This is a genomic window from Variovorax sp. AC103 (assembly GCF_979254005.1).
In genome coordinates, this window is the sequence record NZ_CEEDFC010000011.1 from 1 (window position 1) to 17,185 (window position 17,185).

A 17,185-nucleotide genomic window follows, 5' to 3' on the forward strand; every position below is an offset into this window, starting at 1 on the left:
CCGCAACCCCTTCCGCCCCCGCCTCCGAAGGCCCCGACGTCCAGGTGTCCGCCGTGCTGGCGCGCATCCAGGCCTTGTGGTCGTCGCTGGGCCCGGTGGGCCAGCGCATCGCCGACTTCATCGTCAAGAACCCGCGCGAGGTGGTGCACATGTCGGTCAGCGAGGTGGCCGAGCGCACGGGCTCCAGCGAAGGCAGCATCGTCGGCCTGTGCAAGAACCTGGGCGCCACCGGCTTCCAGCAGATCAAGATCGCGCTCGCGCAGGAACTGGTGCGGCCGGTGCAGTTCATCCATGAAGACCTCGACCCGCAGGACAACGCCACGGCGGTGATCCGCAAGATCTTCCAGAGCAACGTGCAGACGCTGCACGACACCGAGGCCACGCTCGACGCCAAGGCGATGGAGCGCGCGGTGAAGCTGTTCCGCAAGGCCGAGCGCATCGAGGTCTACGGCATCGGCAGCTCGGCCACCATCGCGGAAGACGCGCACTACCGCATGCTGCGCATCGGCCTGAACGTGAAGCTGGCGGTCGACTCGCACGTGCAGGCCATCAGCGCTTCGCTCACCGATGCGAAGACGGCCGTGCTCACCATCTCGCATTCGGGCAGCTCGCACGAGACGGTGACGGCCACGCGCCTGGCCAAGGAGGCGGGCGCGTCGACGGTGTGCATCACCAATTTCGGCAAGTCGCCGATCCAGGCCTATGCCGACGTGCTGCTGTTCACCATGGCGCGAGAGACCCACTTTCGCACCGAGGCGATGACGAGCCGGCTCGCGCAGCTGGCGATCATCGACGTGCTGATCGCCTGCCTGGCACTGTCGGACTACGACACCTCGGTGCGCACGCTGCGCCAGACCTTCGACGTGCTGTCGCTCAAGCGGTACTGAGACGGAGACGGGGACCGGGCTGCGGCGGTCTCCGCGGGCTCGGCGAGCAGCGCGGCCACCGACGGCGCGACCGCGCCGCTCGCCTGGCCCACCAGCACGCACGCCATGCCCAGCCGCGCGGCGCCCTCGGCGTCGGTGAGCGGGTTGTCGCCGACCACCACCGTGTCTTCGGCGCGCGCGCCCAGGCAGCGCAGGCCTTCCTCGAACAGCAGCGGCGCGGGCTTGCCGATCACGCGCCAGGGCTGCACGCCGCTGGCCGCGACCACGGCCGCGAGCAGCGCGCCGGTCTCGGGCACCACGCGGCCTTGCGGGCCGGGGTGGGTGGCGTCTGCATTGCTCACGACCAGGCGCGCGCCGCGCAGCAGCTCGTTCACCACCAGCGCGAGCCGCGCGTGGCTGAAGTGCATGTCCAGCGCGAGCAGCACGAAGTCGGCATCGGCCTGCACCTGCTGGCAGCCCAGCGAACGCGCGAAGCGCTGCAGCGCCGGGCTCGCGGCCAGCAGCACGCGGGCGCCGGGGTGTTCGCGCGCCAGCTGCCGCACGGCCAGCTCGCCAGCCAGCACGATGCGCTCGGGCGGCACGCGCAGCCCGAGCCGGCGCAGGCGTTGCGACAGGCCCGGCGCGGTGTGCGTGGAGTTGTTCGAAACGATGGCGTAGCGCCCGTCGAAATGCGCCAGCAGTTCGGCCGCGCCCGCAATGGGCTCCTGCTGGCGCACCAGCGTGCCGTCGAGGTCGACCAGCAGGTGGCGGGCCCGCGCCAGGCGGGCATCGGTGACCACGCTGCCTCGGCGGTCATGGCCCGCGGCGGTCCCTGGTGTCTTGGGGTTGTTGCTCATGGCGGCGGATTGTATTGAACATTGCTCAGTGTTTTATTGAATTTGGAATGAGTAAATTTCATTTGCTTGTCATCTTCGTTTTCTAAAGTTCCGGGCATCGGCTCCCGAACACCGCCTCGAAACGAAAGAAACACCCCATGAAAAAGCTCATCGCCCTTGCGACCACGGCCGCCGCCGCCGTGTCGCTGTCCGCGGCACTCTCCCTCCCGTCGCATGCCCAGTCGGTGGCCGACGGCTCGCGCGAGCATCCGCTGCGCGTGCTGCTGATTCCGGCCGACGGCGGCACCGAGTCGGGCACCAAGGCCGACTACGCGCCGGTGTTCAACGCCATCACGCGCACCACGGGCCTGAACTTCGACCTGAAGGTGGGCCAGTCGTACGGCGCCGTGGTCGAGGGCATGTGCAACCAGCTCGCCGACATCGCCTTCTTCGGCCCCGTGGCCTATGTGAAGGCCCACAAGCGCGGCTGCGCGCAGCTGCTGGCCGTGGGGGTGGAGAAGGGCGCCTCGGTGTACTACGCCGGCATGTTCGCCAAGGCGAACGGGCCCGTCGCCTCCATCGGCGACGTGAAGGGCAAGCGCGTGGCCTTCGGCGACGTCAACTCGGCGTCGAGCTTCACCTTCCAGGTCGCGATGCTGATGGACGCGGGCATGGACCCGGCGCGCGACCTCTCGGCCATCCGCATGACCGGCAGCCACGCCAGCAGCCTGGCCGCGCTGGTGCAGGACCAGGTCGACGTGGCCTCGCTCTCGTTCGATTCGTACGAGAAGGCGGTGAAGCAGGGCGCGGTCGATCCGAAGACGGTGAAGGTCATTGCGAAGAGCATGGCCATTCCGTACCCGCCGCTCGCGCTCAATTCGAAGCTGCCCGAGCCGCTGAAGGCCAAGTTGAAGGACGCCTTCCAGACCGTGAACAAGGCCCCCGGCATCACGCCCGACATGATCCGCGGCTACGGCGGCGGCAAGATCGACGGCTACGACACCAGGTTCTCGGAAGACGAGTTCAACGTCGCGGCCGAGAAGCTGGGCCTGCTCACCGACGAGCTGAAGGGCCGCATCCTGGCCAAGGCCGCGCAGCGCTGAGCGGGGCAAGGCACGCCATGCTGAATTTCGAATCGGTCGCCATGCGCTACGCCGACGGCACGCAGGCGCTCGGCGGCGTCTCGCTGCAGGTGCCCGCGGGTCAGTTCTGCGTGGTGCTGGGCTCGTCGGGCGCGGGCAAGTCGACGCTGCTGCGCATGGCCAACGGGCTGGTGAAGCCCACGCAGGGCGCGGTGCAGGTCGAGGGCGTGCGCATCGCGGACGGTTCGCTGGCCCGCATCCGCCCGCGCATCGGCATGATCCACCAGCAGTTCAACCTCGTGCTGCGCTCCACCGTGGCCGAGAACGTGCTCGCCGGCGCACTGCCGGCCATGCCGACCTGGCGCGCGCTGCTGGGTCTGTTTTCCGACGACGCACGCCGCAAGGCCTGCGAGCTGGTCGAAGCGGTCGGCCTGCAGGAGCTGCACCTGCTGCGCCGCGTGAGCGAGCTTTCGGGCGGCCAGCAGCAACGCGTGGGCATCGCGCGCGCCTTCATGCTCGACCCGCCGCTGGTGCTGGCCGACGAGCCCGTGGCCAGCCTCGACCCCCGGACGAGTCACGACGTGCTGTCGCTGCTGCGCCGGCAGGCGCGCGAGCGCGGCACCACCGTGCTGTGCAGCCTGCACCAGATCGAGCTGGCCTGCGAGTTCGCCGACCGCATCGTCGCGCTGCGCCACGGCGCGGTGGTGTTCGACGGGGTGCCCGGCGCTTTCGATCCGCGGGTGTTCGACGCGGTCTACGGCCGCACCGCCGACGCCGCCCACGCCGTCCACGCCGCGCGGCCCGAGGGGCTGACCATGGAACCCGAAGCCGCATTGCCCTTGCGCGCAGGCGTGCTGGAGCTCGCGCAATGAGCCGCCCCGCATCCGCCTGGAACCTGCCGCGCCCCTACGGCGCGCGCAGCCTTGCCGTGCTGCTGCTCGTGCTGGTGGCGGGCTTCTTCGCCGGCCAGCGCGTGGAGATGGGCCGCATGCTGTCGCTCACCGGCGAAGGCGTGCTCGCGGCGGTCGGCCTGCGCGAACACTCGCAGGTGCTGTCGGGGCTGGGCACCATCGCGCGTTCGCTCTTTCCACCGCAGGTGTCCGAGCGCACCGAGACCGCGCGCATCGAGGGCTTCGACCGCAACCGGCTGCCGTGGTTCTCGCATGTGGAAACGGTCGAGACGCGCGAGCCCAAGCTCAACCCGCAGACGCTGCAGATGGAAGAGCGGGTCGACAGCCAAGAAGTGCTGGTGGAGCCCTTCGGCTATCTCTGGCACGTGGCGGTGAAGATGCTCGAGACCTTCGAGATCGCCATCTGGGCCACGCTGCTGGCCATCCTGCTGAGCGCACCGCTGGCCTGGTGCAGCGCGAAGAACTACACGCCGAACCGCGTCGTGTACACGCTGGCGCGCAGCCTGGTCGGCATGTTCCGCGCGGTGCCCGAGCTCGTGAGCGCGCTGTTCCTGGTGCTGGCCTACGGCTTCGGTCCCATCGCGGGGGTGCTGGCCCTGGCACTGCACTCGGCAGGTTTTCTCGGCAAGTTCTACGCGGAGGACATCGAGACCGCCGACGACAAGCCGCAGGAGGCCCTGCGCGCCATCGGCGCGAACAGGTTGAAGGTGATGCGCTTCGCGGTGCTGCCCCAGGTGATGCCGCAGTTCATCGCCTACACGCTGTACGTGCTCGACCGCAACGTGCGCATGGCCACCGTGGTGGGGCTGGTGGGCGCCGGCGGCATCGGGCAGGAACTGAAGGGGCGCTACGACATGTACAACTACGCGCACGTCGGCACGATCCTCATCGCCATCTTCCTCACCGTGCTGGTGCTCGACCGCCTCGCAGCGCGCCTGCGCAGCCGCTATGCCTGAGCCCTGACCCTGCGCGGCGCGGCGCGGGCGCCCACGCCGTGGGTTCGCCCGGCGCGCCACACCCCTGATTTCTCGAAGCCGGTGCAACCCCGCAAGGGGGCTGCGCGGCCCCCGTTCGCCTGTTTTCCGACTCCCGTTCGCTCCACGTCTTCCGTCTTCTTCTCGATCAAAGGAACCTGTCATGACTCCACGTGCTTCCCGGCATGGCCTCTTCGCTTCGGCCGCGGCCGGCTTCCTCTTGTGCCTGGGCCTCGCCGCGTGCGGCGGTGGGGGAGGGGGCAGCGGTGGCGGTGTGCCCGTGCTGCCGCCCGGTGGCAGCCCGCCGCCGGCCACCACGCCGCAGCAACCCGGCCAGCCGGCACCCGTGCTGAAGTGCGCGCCCTGAGGCGGGCAGCCTGCCTGCTCGCACGCCTCCCGCACCTTCCGCTTCGTCCCCCCCTTTTCTCCCTTTCTGTCCTCGCGTTGAAAGACTGCCATGAACCACACCAACCGTCGCGACTTCTTCCGCAAGACGGCCAGCGCCGTCGGCGCGGCCTCGGCCCTCACCATGCTGCCGCCCGCGATCCGCAAGGCCCTTGCGGTCGAGGCCGCGGTCGACACCGGCACCATCAAGGACATCAAGCACGTCGTGATCCTGATGCAGGAGAACCGCAGCTTCGATCACTACTTCGGCACCCTGCGAGGCGTGCGCGGCTTCGGTGACCGCTTCCCGATTCCGCTGGCCAGCGGCAAGCCGGTGTACTACCAGCCCAACCCCACCGTCGGCGGCCCCGACATCCAGCCCTTCCGCCGCGACTCGACGGTTGCCAATGCGCTGATCGGCTCCGGCGCGCCGCACAATTTCCCCGACATGCAAGGCGCATGGAACCAGGGAAAGATGGACCGCTGGATCCAGTTCAAGAACCAGGTGACGATGGGCCACTACCTTCGCGAGGACATTCCGTTCCAGTTCGCGCTGGCCGACGCCTTCACGCTGTGCGACGGCTACCACTGCTCCATCCTCACCGGCACCGATCCGAACCGCGTGGTGTTCTGGTCGGGCTCCAACTTCAACCCCGAGCTGCGCAAGCGGGGCATCAACAGCACGGACACCGACTCCGAGCCCGTCAACTCGCGCTGCTGGCCCAGCCCTTCCAACTGGGTCGCGGGCAGGGCGCAGAAGGCCGACGGCACCGGCCAGACCGACCCCGTCACCAGTGCCTACAACTACAAGTACGTCAACAACTCCTTCAAGTGGGACACCTTGCCCGACGTGCTGCAAAGGGCAGGCATCAGCTGGCACATCTACCAGAACATGAACAACAACTGGACGGGCGCCATGAACGGCTGCCTGGCCTTCGAGAGCTTCCGCACCGCGCAGCCGGGCTCGCCGATCTATGAACACGGCCTGACGGGTGGCCCCGCGGCGGCCGACGGCGCCGTGAACTTCCTCGCGCAGCTCAAGCAGGACGTGATGAACGACACCCTGCCGCAGGTCTCGTGGGTTCTGCCCACGCAGGCCCTGGCCGAGCACCCCGGCAGCAGCGAAGGCGTGGCCGGCGCCGCCGACTTCATCTCCGACGTGATGGCCGCGCTGACGTCCAACCCGGCGGTGTGGAGCAAGACGGCCCTCTTCGTCACCTTCGACGAGAACGACGGCTTCTTCGACCACCTGGCAATGCCGGCCGTGCCGTCGTACGACGCCAGCGGCGTGCTGATGGGCAAGTCGACCGTGCCGCTGGACGGCGAGTACTTCGACGTCGCCGCGGGCTCCTACCTGAACGCGGCCGACACCACCAGCGGCAAGATTCGCCCCTGGGGCCTGAGCTCGCGCGTGCCCATGTACGTGGTCTCGCCGTGGAGCAAGGGCGGCTGGGTCAACTCGCAGGTGTTCGACCACACCTCGATGGCCATGTTCCTGGAGAAGCGTTTCGACATCACGGTGGACGCCGTGAGCCCGTGGCATCGCGCGGTGTGCGGCGACCTCACGTCGTGCTTCGACTTCGTGAACCCGAACAACCCGGTGGTGCCCGCGCTGCCCGACACCAGCACCTACCTTGCCATCAACGCGGCGCAACGGCTCCTGCCCACGGGCCCGGTGACCACCGCGCCCGCCACGCCGCAGCCGCTGTTCCAGGAGACCGGCACGCGCTATTCGCGCGCGTTGCCCTACGAGCTGCACACCAGCGCGCGCGTGGAGCCGCGCGGCCTGGTGTCGCTGATCTTCGCCAACACCGGCACGCAGGGCGCCGTGTACCACGTGTACGACAAGCTGCACCTGGACCGCATTCCGCGCCGCTACACCGTGGAGGCCGGCAAGCAGCTCACCGACTACTGGAACTCCGGCGACACCGACAGCGGCAAGTACGAGCTGTGGGTGTACAGCACCAACGGCTACGTGCGCACCTTCAAGGGCGACGCGCTGGCCACCGATGCGGCGGGGTTCAAGCCCGAAGTGCAGGTCTGCTACGAGCCGGCCAACGGCCAGGTCTACGTGAAGGTGCACAACACCGGCACCGCGGGCGGCACGGTGTCGGTCAAGGCCAACGCCTACCGCACCGACGGCCCCTGGTCGCTCGACGTGGCCGCGGGCGCCACCGGCATGCTGCACTGGAACCTGGACGACAGCGGCCACTGGTATGACTTCACCGTGAGCGCCGCCGACTTCGAGCGCCGTTTCTCGGGCCGCGTCGAAACCGGCAAGCCCAGCGTGAGCGACCCGGCCATGGCGATGCACCTGGCGGCCTGACGCGGCGCCTGCCACGACAACGACAACAACAAAGAGAACCATGAAGCAAAAGCGCACAACGCGCGGCGCAGCCCTGCTCGGGCTGGCCGTTGCGCTCGGCTCGGGCGCGGGCCTCATGCCCGCGGCCCGGGCCCAGACCATCACCTGGAACCCGGCCAAGTCCAACCTCGGCATCGGCACCGGCACCGGCACCACCGGCGTCACCGGCACCAACAACCAGGCGCTGGGCACCAACACGGGCAACAACGTCAGCACCAACTACAACCTGGCCATCGGCGACGGCGCCGGGTCGAACGTGAGCGGCGACAACGCCAACCAGGCCATCGGCTACCAGGCCGGCGTCAACGTGGTCGGCGGCTGGAACCAGTCGTTCGGCCGCAGCGCGGGTGACAACGTAACGGGCAATCACAACAATGCCACCGGCTTTCATGCAGGCAGCACGGTCAAGGGCTCGGACAACAACGCCACGGGCACCAACGCGGGCATGAACGTGACCGGCAGCCGCAACAACACGCTCGGCAGCAACGCCGGCCAGCAGGTCACCGGCTCGGACAACGAGGCCTACGGCACCAGCGCCGGCATCAACGTGACCGGCAACGCCAACCAGTCCTACGGCAGCGGCGCGGGCAACAACGTCAAGGGCAGCAACAACATCGCGTCGGGGCAGGGCGCAGGCTTTGGCGTGACCGGTTCGGGCAACCAGTCGTCGGGCCAGCAGGCCGGCGCGGGCGTGTCGGGCAACAACAACCTCGCGATGGGGCAGGCCGCCGGCGGCGGCGTGCAGGGCAGCCAGAACCTGTCGTTCGGCAACGCGGCCGGCCAGGGCGTGACGGGCAACGGCAACGTGGCGCAAGGCAACGGCGCAGGCCAGCATGTGAGCGGCGACGGCAACATCGCCCTCGGCAACGACGCGGGCGCCTACGTGAATGCGAGCCAGAGCATGTCGCTGGGCACGTCGTCGCGCGCCAGCGCCGACAACGCCGTCGCGCTCGGCAGCAACGCCACGGCCGCGCACGCCAACAGCGTTGCGCTGGGCGCGGGCAGCGCGACCACGCGCGGCGCGCAGGCCGCGTACACGGCAATCGGGCTGGCGGGCGTGCAGTCGTCGGTGGGCGAGGTGGCGCTGGGCAACCGGCAGCTCACGGGCGTCGCGCCAGGCAGCGCAGCCACCGACGCAACCAACGTGGGCCAGGTGCAGGGCATGGTGCAGGACGGCGTGGCCACGGCCAACGCCTACACCGACACCGTCGCCGCGCAGGGCGGGCCGCTGGGCAAGGCCTACACGGACATCACGGCCGCGCGGCTGCAGGGCCAGATCGACGACAACGCGCGCCGCGCCTACGCGGGCATTGCGGGCGTGGCCGCCATGGAAGCGGCGCCGATGGTGCCGGGCAAGCTGAGCTACGCCGTCGGGCTGGGCAACTACCGCAGCGAAAGCGCGCTGGGCGGCTCGCTGCGCCAGACCTCGCAGGACGGCCGCTACAGCGTGACGCTGGGCGTGGGTGCCACCAGCTCGGGCGTGGTGACGCGGGTGGCGTTCACGGGCGTGTTCGACTGAGCCTGGGCCGCGCGCGCGTCAGTCGCGCGCGTCAAAAGCACGCGTGTTCAGTCGCGTGTGAGCACGAAGCGCTTGCGGACGCCGCCCGCAGCCGAGGGCGCCACCCACACGTCGAACTCGCCGGGCTCGACCACCGGCTTCATGTCGCGGCCGATGAACTTCAGGTCGTCGGCCGTGAGCGTGAACTCCACCTGCTGCGAGGCGCCCGGCGCGATGGTCACTTTGCGAAAGCCCTTCAGCTCGCGCACCGGCCGCGTCACGCTCGCGGCGCGCTCGGCGATGTAGAGCTGCACCACTTCCTCGGCCTCGCGCTGGCCGGTGTTGGTGACGGTGGCGCGCACGCGCAGGGTGTCCGACAGGGTCATGCGCTCTTGGCTGAGCTCGACGCTGTCGTAGCGCACCGGCGCGTAGCCCAGGCCGAAGCCGAAGGGGTAGAGCGCCTCGTTGGTGGCGTCCACGTAGCGCGCCTTGAAGGCCGTCTCGGGTGCGTTCTCCGGCGTGGGCCGGCCGGTGCGCTTGTGGCCGTAGTAGTAGGGCACCTGGCCCGCCGTCTGCGGAAAGCTCACGGGCAGGCGGCCCGAGGGATTGAAGTCGCCGAACACCACGTCGGCGATGGCGTTGCCCGTCTGCACGCCGAGGAACCAGGTGACCAGGATGGCGCGCGCATTGCGCACCGCGCCCTTCAGCGCCATGGCGCGGCCGTTGCTCAGCAGCACGACCACCGGCTTGCCGGTGGCGGCCACGGCTTCGGCCAGGTCCTGCTGCGCCTGCGGCAGGCCGATGTCGCTGCGCGAGCGCGCCTCGCCCGACATCTTCTGGCTCTCGCCGACGGCCAGCAGCACCACGTCGGCATTGCGCGCGGCGGCCACCGCGGCGTCGATGCCGCCGGGCAGCGCGCTCTCGATGCCCGAGCCGCGCACCACCGTCACCGACGAATCGGCGCCCAGCGCGTTGCGCAGGCCCTGGTCGATGCCCACCGGCGCCGACTGGCCCGGGAACAGGCTCCAGGCGCCCATCAGGTCGATGGTGCCTTCGGCGAAGGGGCCGACCAGCGCGATCTTCGTGCCGGCCTTGGGCAGCGGCAGCAGCATGCGGTCGTTCTTCAGCATGACGATGGAACGGCGTGCGCTCTCGCGGGCCAGCTCGATGAACGCGGGGTTCTCGGCGCGCTGCGCGGCGGGCGGGCCGTCCAGGCCGTGCATGGGGTCGTCGAACAGGCCCAGCTTCATCTTCACGCGCAGCACGCGGCGCACCGCCTCGTCGAGCCGCGCCATCGGCACTTCGCCCGAGGCCACCAGGTCGGGCAGGTAGCGCATGTACAGGCCGCTTTGCATGCTCACGTCGGTGCCGGCCATGAAGGCCTGCTTGGCGGCTTCGCGCGGGTTGGCGGCGTAGCCGTGCTCCACCAGTTCTTCGTCGGCCGTGTAGTCGGACACCACGAAGCCCTTGAACTTCCACTCGTCGCGCAGCACGCCGGTGAGCAGCGCCGGGTTGGCGGTGGAGGGCACGCCGCCGATTTCGTTGAACGCGCTCATGACCGACAGCGCGCCGGCGTCCAGCGCCGCGCGGAACGGCGGCAGGTACACCTCGCGCAGGGTGCGTTCGGAGATGTCGCTCACGTTGTAGTCGAGCCCGCCCTCGGCCGCGCCGTAGGCCGCGAAGTGCTTGGGCGTGGCCAGCATCGCGTCGGGCCGCGACAGGTCGGGGCCCTGGAAGCCGCGCACGCGCGCGGCGGCGAACTGCCTTGCCAGGTACACGTCTTCGCCCACGCCTTCGAGGCCGCGGCCCCAGCGCGCGTCGCGTGCGATGTCGACCATGGGCGCGAAGGTCCAGCGGAAGCCGTCGGCCGTGGCCTCGACCGCCGCCGCGCGCGCGGTGCGCTCGGCCAGCGCGGGCTCCCAGCTGGAGGCCTCGGCCAGCGGCATCGGGAACATGGTGCGAAAGCCGTGGATCACGTCCGCGCCGAAGATCAGCGGAATGCCCAGGCGCGTTTCGTTCACCGCAATCTGCTGCAGCCGCCGCTTGCCTTCGAGGCCCGCGTTGTTGAACAGGCCCGTGAGGCGGCCGGCGCGCACGTCGGCGGTTTCCTGCTGCGCGTTGCGCCAGCCGGCCTGGGGGTTGTTGGGGGTGTCGATGTCGGCGGGGCCGTACAGGCTGAGCTGGCCGGCTTTTTCCTGCGTCGTCATGCGCGCGATGAGCGCTTCGATGCGGGCATCGGGCGTTTGCGCCGCATTCGCGACGTCCGCTGCGGCAGGCGCCGCGACCGGCGTGGCGGGCGCGGCGGAAGCGGGAGGAAGAAAAAGCGCGAGGGAGAGAAGAACGGAGGCGGAGCCCGTCAAGGCCGGAATTCGAACGTGCATGGCGCTCTATTCTGCAGACAACGCCGGCCGACGGGGTTCGGCGGGCGTCCGCGTCGCCCGCAGGCCTTCTCCGGCGGTGCCGCGCGGCGCGCTGTGCGCCGTGCCGGGATCACTCCGCGGTGGCGCCCGACTCCCTGGCCACCTTCACCCACTTGGTGGTCTCGGTGCCGACGAAGGCGGCGAGTTCCTGGGGCGTCATGCGCCCGGCCGTCACGCCCTGTTCTTCGAAGCGTTTCGCCACGTCGGGTTGCGCCAGCGCGCGGGCCACCTCGGCATTCAGCCGCTGCACCAGTGCGGGCGGCGTGCCGTGCGGCGCCATGAGGGCGAACCAGGTGGTCATGTCGTAGGCCTTGAGGCCGGCCTCGTCGAGCGTGGGCACGCCGGGGTAGGCGGGCGAACGCGACCGGGTGGTGACCGCCAGCGCGCGGACCTTGCCGGCGCGGATGTGCGGGGAGGCCGAGGGGCTGGTCTCGATGGCCATCTGGATCTGCCCGCCCATCAGGTCGGCCATCATCGGCGCGCCGCCCTTGTAGGGCACGTGCGTGATGTCCGTCTTGGTCATCGAGCGGAACAGCTCGCCCGAGATGTGCTCGGTGCTGCCGTTGCCCGCCGAGCCGAAGTTGACCTTGCCGGGGTTCGCCTTGATGTAGGCCACGAGTTCGGCGACCGTCTTCGCGGGCACCTTCTCGTTGACGATCAGCACGTTGGGCGTGGAGGCGACCAGCGCCACCGGCTCGAAGTCGCGCTGGAAGTCGTAGGGCAGGCGCTTGTAGAGGCCCGGCGCGATCGCATGCGCAATGGTCGCCAGGAACAGCGTGTGGCCGTCGGCCGGCGCCTTGGCCGCGATGCCCGCGCCCACGGTGCCGCCCGCGCCGCCGCGGTTGTCGATGATCACCGGCTGCTTGAGCGACTCCGACAGCTTCTGGCCCAAAGTGCGCGCCACGATGTCGGTGGTGCCGCCGGCCACGAAGGGCACGATGAGGGTGATCGGCTTGGTGGGCCACGCGGCGGCATCGGCGGGATCGGCGGCAACGGCGCACGAGGCCGCCGCGGCGAGGAACAGCGCGGCGAGGCCGGTGCGAAGAAATCGGGGGCGTGGGGTGTTCATCGGGTTTGTCTGCGTGTTGTTGTGAGGAAGGCGTTGTCAGGCGACCCGGTTCACGAGCGCTTCGCCCGCGCACCAGCGCCTCATGTTGTCCAGGAAGATGGCGGCCACGCGCCCTTCGTTGCCGTCCGAGTGGCCGGCGGTGTGGGGCGTGACGATCACGTTCGGCAAGTCCCACAGCGGGGACGCGGGCAGCAGCGGCTCGTTCGCGAACACGTCGAGGAAGGCGCCGGCCAATGCGCCGCCCTGCAGTGCCCCGATGAGCGCGGGTTCGTCGACCACCTCGCCGCGCGCGACGTTCACCAGCCGCGCGCCGGCCGGCAGCACGGCCAGCGCCGCCGCGTCGACCAGGCCGCGCGTGCGCTCGCTCAGCGGGCAGGCCAGCAGCAGCCAGTCGGCCTGTGGCAGCACCTCGTGCAGCCGCTCGAAGGGCACGCTGTGCTGCGCCGACGCAGCGGCGGGGGCGTCGCTGCCGCGCACCGCCACCACGCGCAGGCCCAGCGCCGCCAGCAACGCACCCAGCCCTTGCCCGATCGGGCCCCAGCCCACCACCACGGCGGTCTGTCCCGCGAGGTCGCGCGGCTGCGTCGTGCCGATCAGCGGCGCCCAGGTCCTGGCGCGCTGCGCCGCCAGCAACTGCGGAAACTGCCGCGCCAGCATCAGCACGCCGGCCAGCGCGCTCTGCACCACCACGCCCGCGTTGGCGCCCGACGACGTGGTCACCTCGACCCCGCGCGCGCGCAGCTCGCCGTACACGGGCCGGTCGGCGCCCGCCGAATGCGCGTGCACCCAGCGCAGCGAGGCCGCGTGGCGCAGGCTGTCGTGAAAGGCCTTGGTGTGCGGCAGCACGCTGTTCTTGGTCGACAGCCCGGTGACGTCGCGCGAGACGAAGGCCACGTCGGCGTCTTCCCCGAGGGCCACGAGCGTGTGCGCACGGCCGCCCAGGGCGTGGCGCAGGCCGGCGGCGGTCTGCCGCTGCGCGCCGGGGGAGAGCAGGATGCGAAGGGGGGCGCTGTCCGTCATGGGTGTTTCATTCGGCCGTCGCGCCCGATTCGTGCACGATCAGCTTCCACTTTTCATACTCGCTGCGCGCGAACTTGCCGAACTGCTCGGGCGAACCGCCGATCGGGTCGGCGCCTTCGCGGATCATCTGCGCCTGCAGCGACGGCAGGGCCTCGTTCACGGAGGTGTTGAGCAGTGCGATCACCGGTCCGGGCGTGCCCTTGGGCGCGAAGAACCCGAACCACGAGCCGGCGGAGAAACCGGGAAAGCCTTTCTCGGCCACGGTGGGCACGTCGGGCATCGAGCGCGAGCGTTTCGGGCTGCTCACCGCAATGGCGCGCAGCTTGCCGGCCTGGATGTGCGCGATCACCGAGGGGATGGTCGCGAACATGAACTGCACCCGGCCCGCGAGCAGGTCGTTGAGCGCGTTGGCGCCCTTGTAGGGCACGTGCAGTGTCTCGGCGCCCACGCGCTTGCTCAGCATGAAGCTCGACAGGTGCGACGAGGTGCCCACGCCGGTGGAGCCGTAGTTGAGCTTGTTCGGGTTGGCCTTGGCGTAGGCGATGAACTCTTCCAGAGTCTTCACGGGCAGATCGGGGTGCACGACCAGCACGTTGGGCACGTCGGCGATCTGCACCACCGGCACGAGGTCGGCAAGCGGGTCGTAGCTCATGTTCTTGTAGAGCGTCTGGTTGACCGCCATCGGCCCGACCGAATTGACGATCAGCGTGTAGCCGTCGGCGGGCGCGCGCACCACGAACTCGGTGCCGATGTTGCCGCCGCCACCGGGCTTGTTGTCGATGATGAACGACTGCTTGAACTTCTCGCCCAGCTTCTGCGCCACCGCGCGCGCCAGGATGTCGGTAGTGCCGCCCGCCGTGAAGGCCACGACCACGCGCACCGGCTTCGACGGATAGGCCGCCTGCGCGCGGGCCTGGGGCAAGGCGCCCAGGCCGGTGGCCAGCAACGCGGCCGTGCCGAGCAGGCGGCGGCGGGGGAGCAAGGTGTCTTTGTCTCGTGTCATTGTTCTGTCCTCGAAGGGTTACGTAGCGGGGCGCCCGGTGGGAAAGTCGTACAGCACGCCCGGGTTGTCGACCAGCACGCGCCTGCGCAGCGCCTCGTCGGGCAGCCAGCGCGCGAGCAGGTTCAGCAGCGCGCCGTCGTCCGGCACCTGCGCAGCCTCGAAGTAGTTGATGTGCGGCCAGTCGCTGCCCCACACCACGCGCCCGGGGTTGGCCTGCAGCAGGGCGGCAGCGAAGGGGTCGATGTCGGCGTAGGGCGGCCCCATGCCGGTGTTGCGGTCGGCGCCCGAGATCTTGGTCCAGGCATTGCCCTCGGCCAGCATCCGGCACAGCGTGCGAAAGCCTTCGTCATGCACGCCGCGCAGCGCCGCCATGCGGCCCATGTGGTCGATCACCAGCGGCAGGCCCAGGCGCTGCAGGCGTGGCGCCAGCTCGATCAGGTCCGGCGCGTGGATCCAGATCTGCGCGTGCCAGCCGCGCCCGGCAATGCGCGGCGCCAGCGCTTCGAGCACTTCGATGCCCACGCCGTTGCGGTACACGGCATGGCCGTCGCGCTTGAACAGGTTGACGCGCACTCCGCGGATGCCCGCTGCGTGCCAGCGGTCGAGCTCGGCATCGGTGGTGTCGGCCTGCGGTACGGCGATGCCGCGCAGGCGCTGCGGGTATTGCGAGAGCGCGGTGAGCACGGCGCCGTTGTCGGTGCCGCTGGCGCTGCCGGTGACGAGCACGCCGCGCGTGAGCCCCAGCCGGTCGAGGTGCGCGATGAAGGCCGCGCCCGGATGCTCGGCGGGCGTGTAGCTGCGGTCGTCGGCCAGCGGAAAGCGGTCGTAGGGGCCGAAGACATGGGCGTGGCTGTCGCAGGCGCCGGGCGGCGGCGTGAACGTGACAGGGGCGAAGGCGTCGTGGGGCGGCAGGCAGGGGCGGGTCATGGCGCGTGCTCCCTCAGTCGATCTTGAGCTTGCCGGTCTTCGCGAGCACGTGCGCGCTGGCGTCTTCCTTCTTCAGCGTTGCGAGCCATTCGTCGGGCGACGAGGCCTGGCCGGGGCTGCCGACGGAGATCAAGCGGCGCTTCACGGTCTCGTCGGCCAGCGCCTTGCGCAGCGCGGCGTTGAGCGTGTGGATGACGTCCGGTGGCGTGCCAGCGGGCGCGAGCAGGCCGGTCGCGGTCGTGGCGTCGAAATCCTTCAGGCCGGCCTCGCGCAGCGTGGGCACGTTCGGCAAGGCGGGGTCGCGGTCCTTGGACATCACGGCCACCGCGCGCAGCATGCCCGACTGGATGTGCGCGGCAGAACTCGTGAGCTGGTCCACCACGAGGTCGATCTGGCCGCCCAGGAGGTCTGTCAGCGCCGGGGCGGAGCCCTTGTACGGCACGGTGTTCAGGCTCAGCTTGCCGGCCTGTTCGAGCTGCAGCAGCGCGATGTGGTTGGTGGTGCCCGGGCCCGCATGGCCGGCCGTGACCTGGCCCGGCTTGCTGCGCGCGGCCGAGAGCACGGCGTCGATGTCCTTGTACGGGCCTTGTCCGCGCACCGCGATCACCAGCGGCGTGGTGGCGGCCAGGCCGATGGGGGCGAAGTTGTCGAGCGCGTAGGTCGTCTTCGTCATCAGCGGCAGCACGACGAGCGCGTTGGGCGTGCTGACCAGGAGCGTGTAGCCGTCGGGCTGCGCACGCGCCACGTACGACGCCCCGATGGCGCCGCCGGCACCCGCGCGGTTGTCCACGATCACCGACTGGCCGAGGATCTGGCCCAACGCCGGTGCCAACGTGCGCGCGACGACGTCGAGGTTGCCGCCGGGCGCGAACGGCACGACGAGCGTGACCGGTTTCTGCGGGAATTTCTGCTGCGCGAGCGCGGGCAGCGCGAAGGCGGCTGCAAGCGCCGTCAGCACGGCGGGGAGGAATCTTCTCTTCATGGGGCGTTGTCTCTTTGGTTCTTCGGTGTGCGCTTGGGCATCAGTCGCGGAAGCTCGGGTCCATGCGGTCGAGCTTGCGCAGCAGCGCGGGCCATTCCATGAGGCCGTAGGGGCGGCGGGTGCCGGGCTGGTAGTTGTTCCAGGTTTCCTCGAGCACCTCTTGCGGTACGGCCTTGAGCGGTGTGTTGCACGACATCGCGCCGATCTGCGCGCGGCAGGCCAGCTCGAGCCGGTGCATCCAGTTGAAGGCCTCGCCCACGCTGCGGCCCACCACGAGCGCGCCGTGGTTGCGGAAGATCACGGCCTCGCCCTGGCCGAGGTCGGCGAGCAGCGAGGCCTGCTCTTCGGTGTTGAGCACCACGCCCTGGTAGTCGTGGTAGCCGATCTTCAGGAAGCGCATGGCCGTCTGCGTGAGCGGCAGCAGGCCGCATTCGAGCGAGGACACCGCCATCGAGGCCCAGCTGTGCGTGTGGATCACGCAGGCCACGTCGGGGCGCGCCGCATGCACCGCGCTGTGGATCACGTAGCCGGCCTTGTTGATGCCGTAGTTCAGATCGCCGAAGTCGGGCGACGAGAGGATGCGGCCATCGGCGTCGACCTTGATGAGGCTGGACGCGGTGATCTCCTCGTACATCATTCCGTAGGGGTTGATGAGGAAGGCGCCGTGCTCGCCGGGCACGTGAGAGGAGATGTGGTTGGCCATCATGTCCGACATGCCGAACAGGTCGACCAGCCGGTAGCACGCAGCCAGGTCGATGCGGGCCTGCCACTCGGCTTCGGAGCAGCGGTCTTTCATGGAAGGGATCTGGAGCACGCCAGGGTTCGTCATCGCGGGGGTCCTTTCGATT

General features: G+C 70.0%; 15 protein-coding genes. 7 read left to right on the forward strand and 8 right to left on the reverse strand.

The genetic code is table 11. The annotated features are described in order from the left end of the window. The coding region (locus AC0IYU_RS16940) for a MurR/RpiR family transcriptional regulator (RefSeq protein ID WP_472119136.1) at window positions 1-887 on the forward strand (887 nt) is incomplete at its 5' end. Here AC0IYU_RS16940 and AC0IYU_RS16945 read toward each other — a convergent pair. After that, window positions 824-1,723, reverse strand: coding sequence for an HAD-IIA family hydrolase (locus tag AC0IYU_RS16945; RefSeq protein ID WP_472119139.1), 900 nt, complete (start codon window positions 1,721-1,723; stop codon window positions 824-826). The genes AC0IYU_RS16940 and AC0IYU_RS16945 overlap by 64 nt on opposite strands. 137 nt (window positions 1,724-1,860) lie before the next feature. Between AC0IYU_RS16945 and AC0IYU_RS16950 the strand changes: the two genes are divergently transcribed. The 6 genes from AC0IYU_RS16950 to AC0IYU_RS16975 all read left to right on the forward strand — a co-directional run bounded on the left by AC0IYU_RS16950 (window position 1,861) and on the right by AC0IYU_RS16975 (window position 8,937). Beyond that, window positions 1,861-2,805, forward strand: coding sequence for a phosphate/phosphite/phosphonate ABC transporter substrate-binding protein (locus AC0IYU_RS16950; protein WP_472119142.1), 945 nt, complete (start codon window positions 1,861-1,863; stop codon window positions 2,803-2,805). Between the two features lie 17 nt (window positions 2,806-2,822). Then, entirely contained in the window at window positions 2,823-3,656 is an 834-nt protein-coding gene (gene phnC / locus AC0IYU_RS16955; protein WP_472119145.1) for a phosphonate ABC transporter ATP-binding protein, read from the forward strand. Then, window positions 3,653-4,651, forward strand: coding sequence for a phosphonate ABC transporter, permease protein PhnE (gene phnE / locus AC0IYU_RS16960; protein WP_472119148.1), 999 nt, complete (start codon window positions 3,653-3,655; stop codon window positions 4,649-4,651). The genes phnC and phnE overlap by 4 nt, the downstream gene beginning before the upstream one ends. A gap of 181 nt (window positions 4,652-4,832) precedes the next feature. After that, window positions 4,833-5,036, forward strand: coding sequence for a hypothetical protein (locus AC0IYU_RS16965; protein ID WP_435483500.1), 204 nt, complete (start codon window positions 4,833-4,835; stop codon window positions 5,034-5,036). 90 nt (window positions 5,037-5,126) lie between these two features. Continuing rightward, window positions 5,127-7,379 carry a phosphocholine-specific phospholipase C gene (locus tag AC0IYU_RS16970; RefSeq protein WP_472119151.1) on the forward strand — a complete coding sequence of 751 codons (2,253 nt, stop codon included), beginning with the start codon at window positions 5,127-5,129 and terminating at the stop codon, window positions 7,377-7,379. A 40-nt stretch (window positions 7,380-7,419) separates the two neighbouring features. Next, the gene (locus AC0IYU_RS16975; protein ID WP_472119154.1) at window positions 7,420-8,937 is read left to right on the forward strand and encodes a YadA family autotransporter adhesin; all 1,518 of its coding nucleotides are present in this window, start codon (window positions 7,420-7,422) and stop codon (window positions 8,935-8,937) included. 47 nt (window positions 8,938-8,984) lie between these two features. On the opposite strand, the gene AC0IYU_RS16980 is transcribed toward AC0IYU_RS16975, so the two are convergent. From AC0IYU_RS16980 to AC0IYU_RS17010, 7 genes are all read right to left on the reverse strand, one after another. Further along, window positions 8,985-11,297, reverse strand: coding sequence for a glycoside hydrolase family 3 N-terminal domain-containing protein (locus AC0IYU_RS16980; protein WP_472119156.1), 2,313 nt, complete (start codon window positions 11,295-11,297; stop codon window positions 8,985-8,987). 109 nt (window positions 11,298-11,406) lie between these two features. Then, complete coding sequence (locus tag AC0IYU_RS16985) at window positions 11,407-12,405, reverse strand: tripartite tricarboxylate transporter substrate binding protein (protein ID WP_472119158.1); 999 nt, start codon at window positions 12,403-12,405, stop codon at window positions 11,407-11,409. Between the two features lie 36 nt (window positions 12,406-12,441). Further along, window positions 12,442-13,425, reverse strand: coding sequence for a D-2-hydroxyacid dehydrogenase (locus tag AC0IYU_RS16990; RefSeq protein WP_472119161.1), 984 nt, complete (start codon window positions 13,423-13,425; stop codon window positions 12,442-12,444). Window positions 13,426-13,432: 7 nt separating this feature from the next. Next, window positions 13,433-14,428, reverse strand: coding sequence for a Bug family tripartite tricarboxylate transporter substrate binding protein (locus AC0IYU_RS16995; RefSeq protein ID WP_472119164.1), 996 nt, complete (start codon window positions 14,426-14,428; stop codon window positions 13,433-13,435). 18 nt (window positions 14,429-14,446) lie between these two features. Further along, window positions 14,447-15,355, reverse strand: coding sequence for an amidohydrolase family protein (locus AC0IYU_RS17000; protein ID WP_472119167.1), 909 nt, complete (start codon window positions 15,353-15,355; stop codon window positions 14,447-14,449). Between the two features lie 13 nt (window positions 15,356-15,368). Beyond that, complete coding sequence (locus AC0IYU_RS17005; protein WP_472119170.1) at window positions 15,369-16,337, reverse strand: tripartite tricarboxylate transporter substrate binding protein; 969 nt, start codon at window positions 16,335-16,337, stop codon at window positions 15,369-15,371. Between the two features lie 40 nt (window positions 16,338-16,377). Continuing rightward, window positions 16,378-17,166 carry a class II aldolase/adducin family protein gene (locus AC0IYU_RS17010; RefSeq protein ID WP_472119173.1) on the reverse strand — a complete coding sequence of 263 codons (789 nt, stop codon included), beginning with the start codon at window positions 17,164-17,166 and terminating at the stop codon, window positions 16,378-16,380. Between the last annotated feature and the right edge of the window lie 19 nt (window positions 17,167-17,185).

What these genes read in the sequence shown, in the direction of transcription:
- AC0IYU_RS16945 (WP_472119139.1), bottom strand. Translation starts at nt 1,723, where the DNA reads ATGAGCAACAACCCCAAGACACCAGGGACCGCCGCGGGCCATGACCGC.
- AC0IYU_RS16950 (WP_472119142.1), top strand. Translation starts at nt 1,861, where the DNA reads ATGAAAAAGCTCATCGCCCTTGCGACCACGGCCGCCGCCGCCGTGTCG.
- phnC (WP_472119145.1), top strand. Translation starts at nt 2,823, where the DNA reads ATGCTGAATTTCGAATCGGTCGCCATGCGCTACGCCGACGGCACGCAG.
- phnE (WP_472119148.1), top strand. Translation starts at nt 3,653, where the DNA reads ATGAGCCGCCCCGCATCCGCCTGGAACCTGCCGCGCCCCTACGGCGCG.
- AC0IYU_RS16965 (WP_435483500.1), top strand. Translation starts at nt 4,833, where the DNA reads ATGACTCCACGTGCTTCCCGGCATGGCCTCTTCGCTTCGGCCGCGGCC.
- AC0IYU_RS16970 (WP_472119151.1), top strand. Translation starts at nt 5,127, where the DNA reads ATGAACCACACCAACCGTCGCGACTTCTTCCGCAAGACGGCCAGCGCC.
- AC0IYU_RS16975 (WP_472119154.1), top strand. Translation starts at nt 7,420, where the DNA reads ATGAAGCAAAAGCGCACAACGCGCGGCGCAGCCCTGCTCGGGCTGGCC.
- AC0IYU_RS16980 (WP_472119156.1), bottom strand. Translation starts at nt 11,297, where the DNA reads ATGCACGTTCGAATTCCGGCCTTGACGGGCTCCGCCTCCGTTCTTCTC.
- AC0IYU_RS16985 (WP_472119158.1), bottom strand. Translation starts at nt 12,405, where the DNA reads ATGAACACCCCACGCCCCCGATTTCTTCGCACCGGCCTCGCCGCGCTG.
- AC0IYU_RS16990 (WP_472119161.1), bottom strand. Translation starts at nt 13,425, where the DNA reads ATGACGGACAGCGCCCCCCTTCGCATCCTGCTCTCCCCCGGCGCGCAG.
- AC0IYU_RS16995 (WP_472119164.1), bottom strand. Translation starts at nt 14,428, where the DNA reads ATGACACGAGACAAAGACACCTTGCTCCCCCGCCGCCGCCTGCTCGGC.
- AC0IYU_RS17000 (WP_472119167.1), bottom strand. Translation starts at nt 15,355, where the DNA reads ATGACCCGCCCCTGCCTGCCGCCCCACGACGCCTTCGCCCCTGTCACG.
- AC0IYU_RS17005 (WP_472119170.1), bottom strand. Translation starts at nt 16,337, where the DNA reads ATGAAGAGAAGATTCCTCCCCGCCGTGCTGACGGCGCTTGCAGCCGCC.
- AC0IYU_RS17010 (WP_472119173.1), bottom strand. Translation starts at nt 17,166, where the DNA reads ATGACGAACCCTGGCGTGCTCCAGATCCCTTCCATGAAAGACCGCTGC.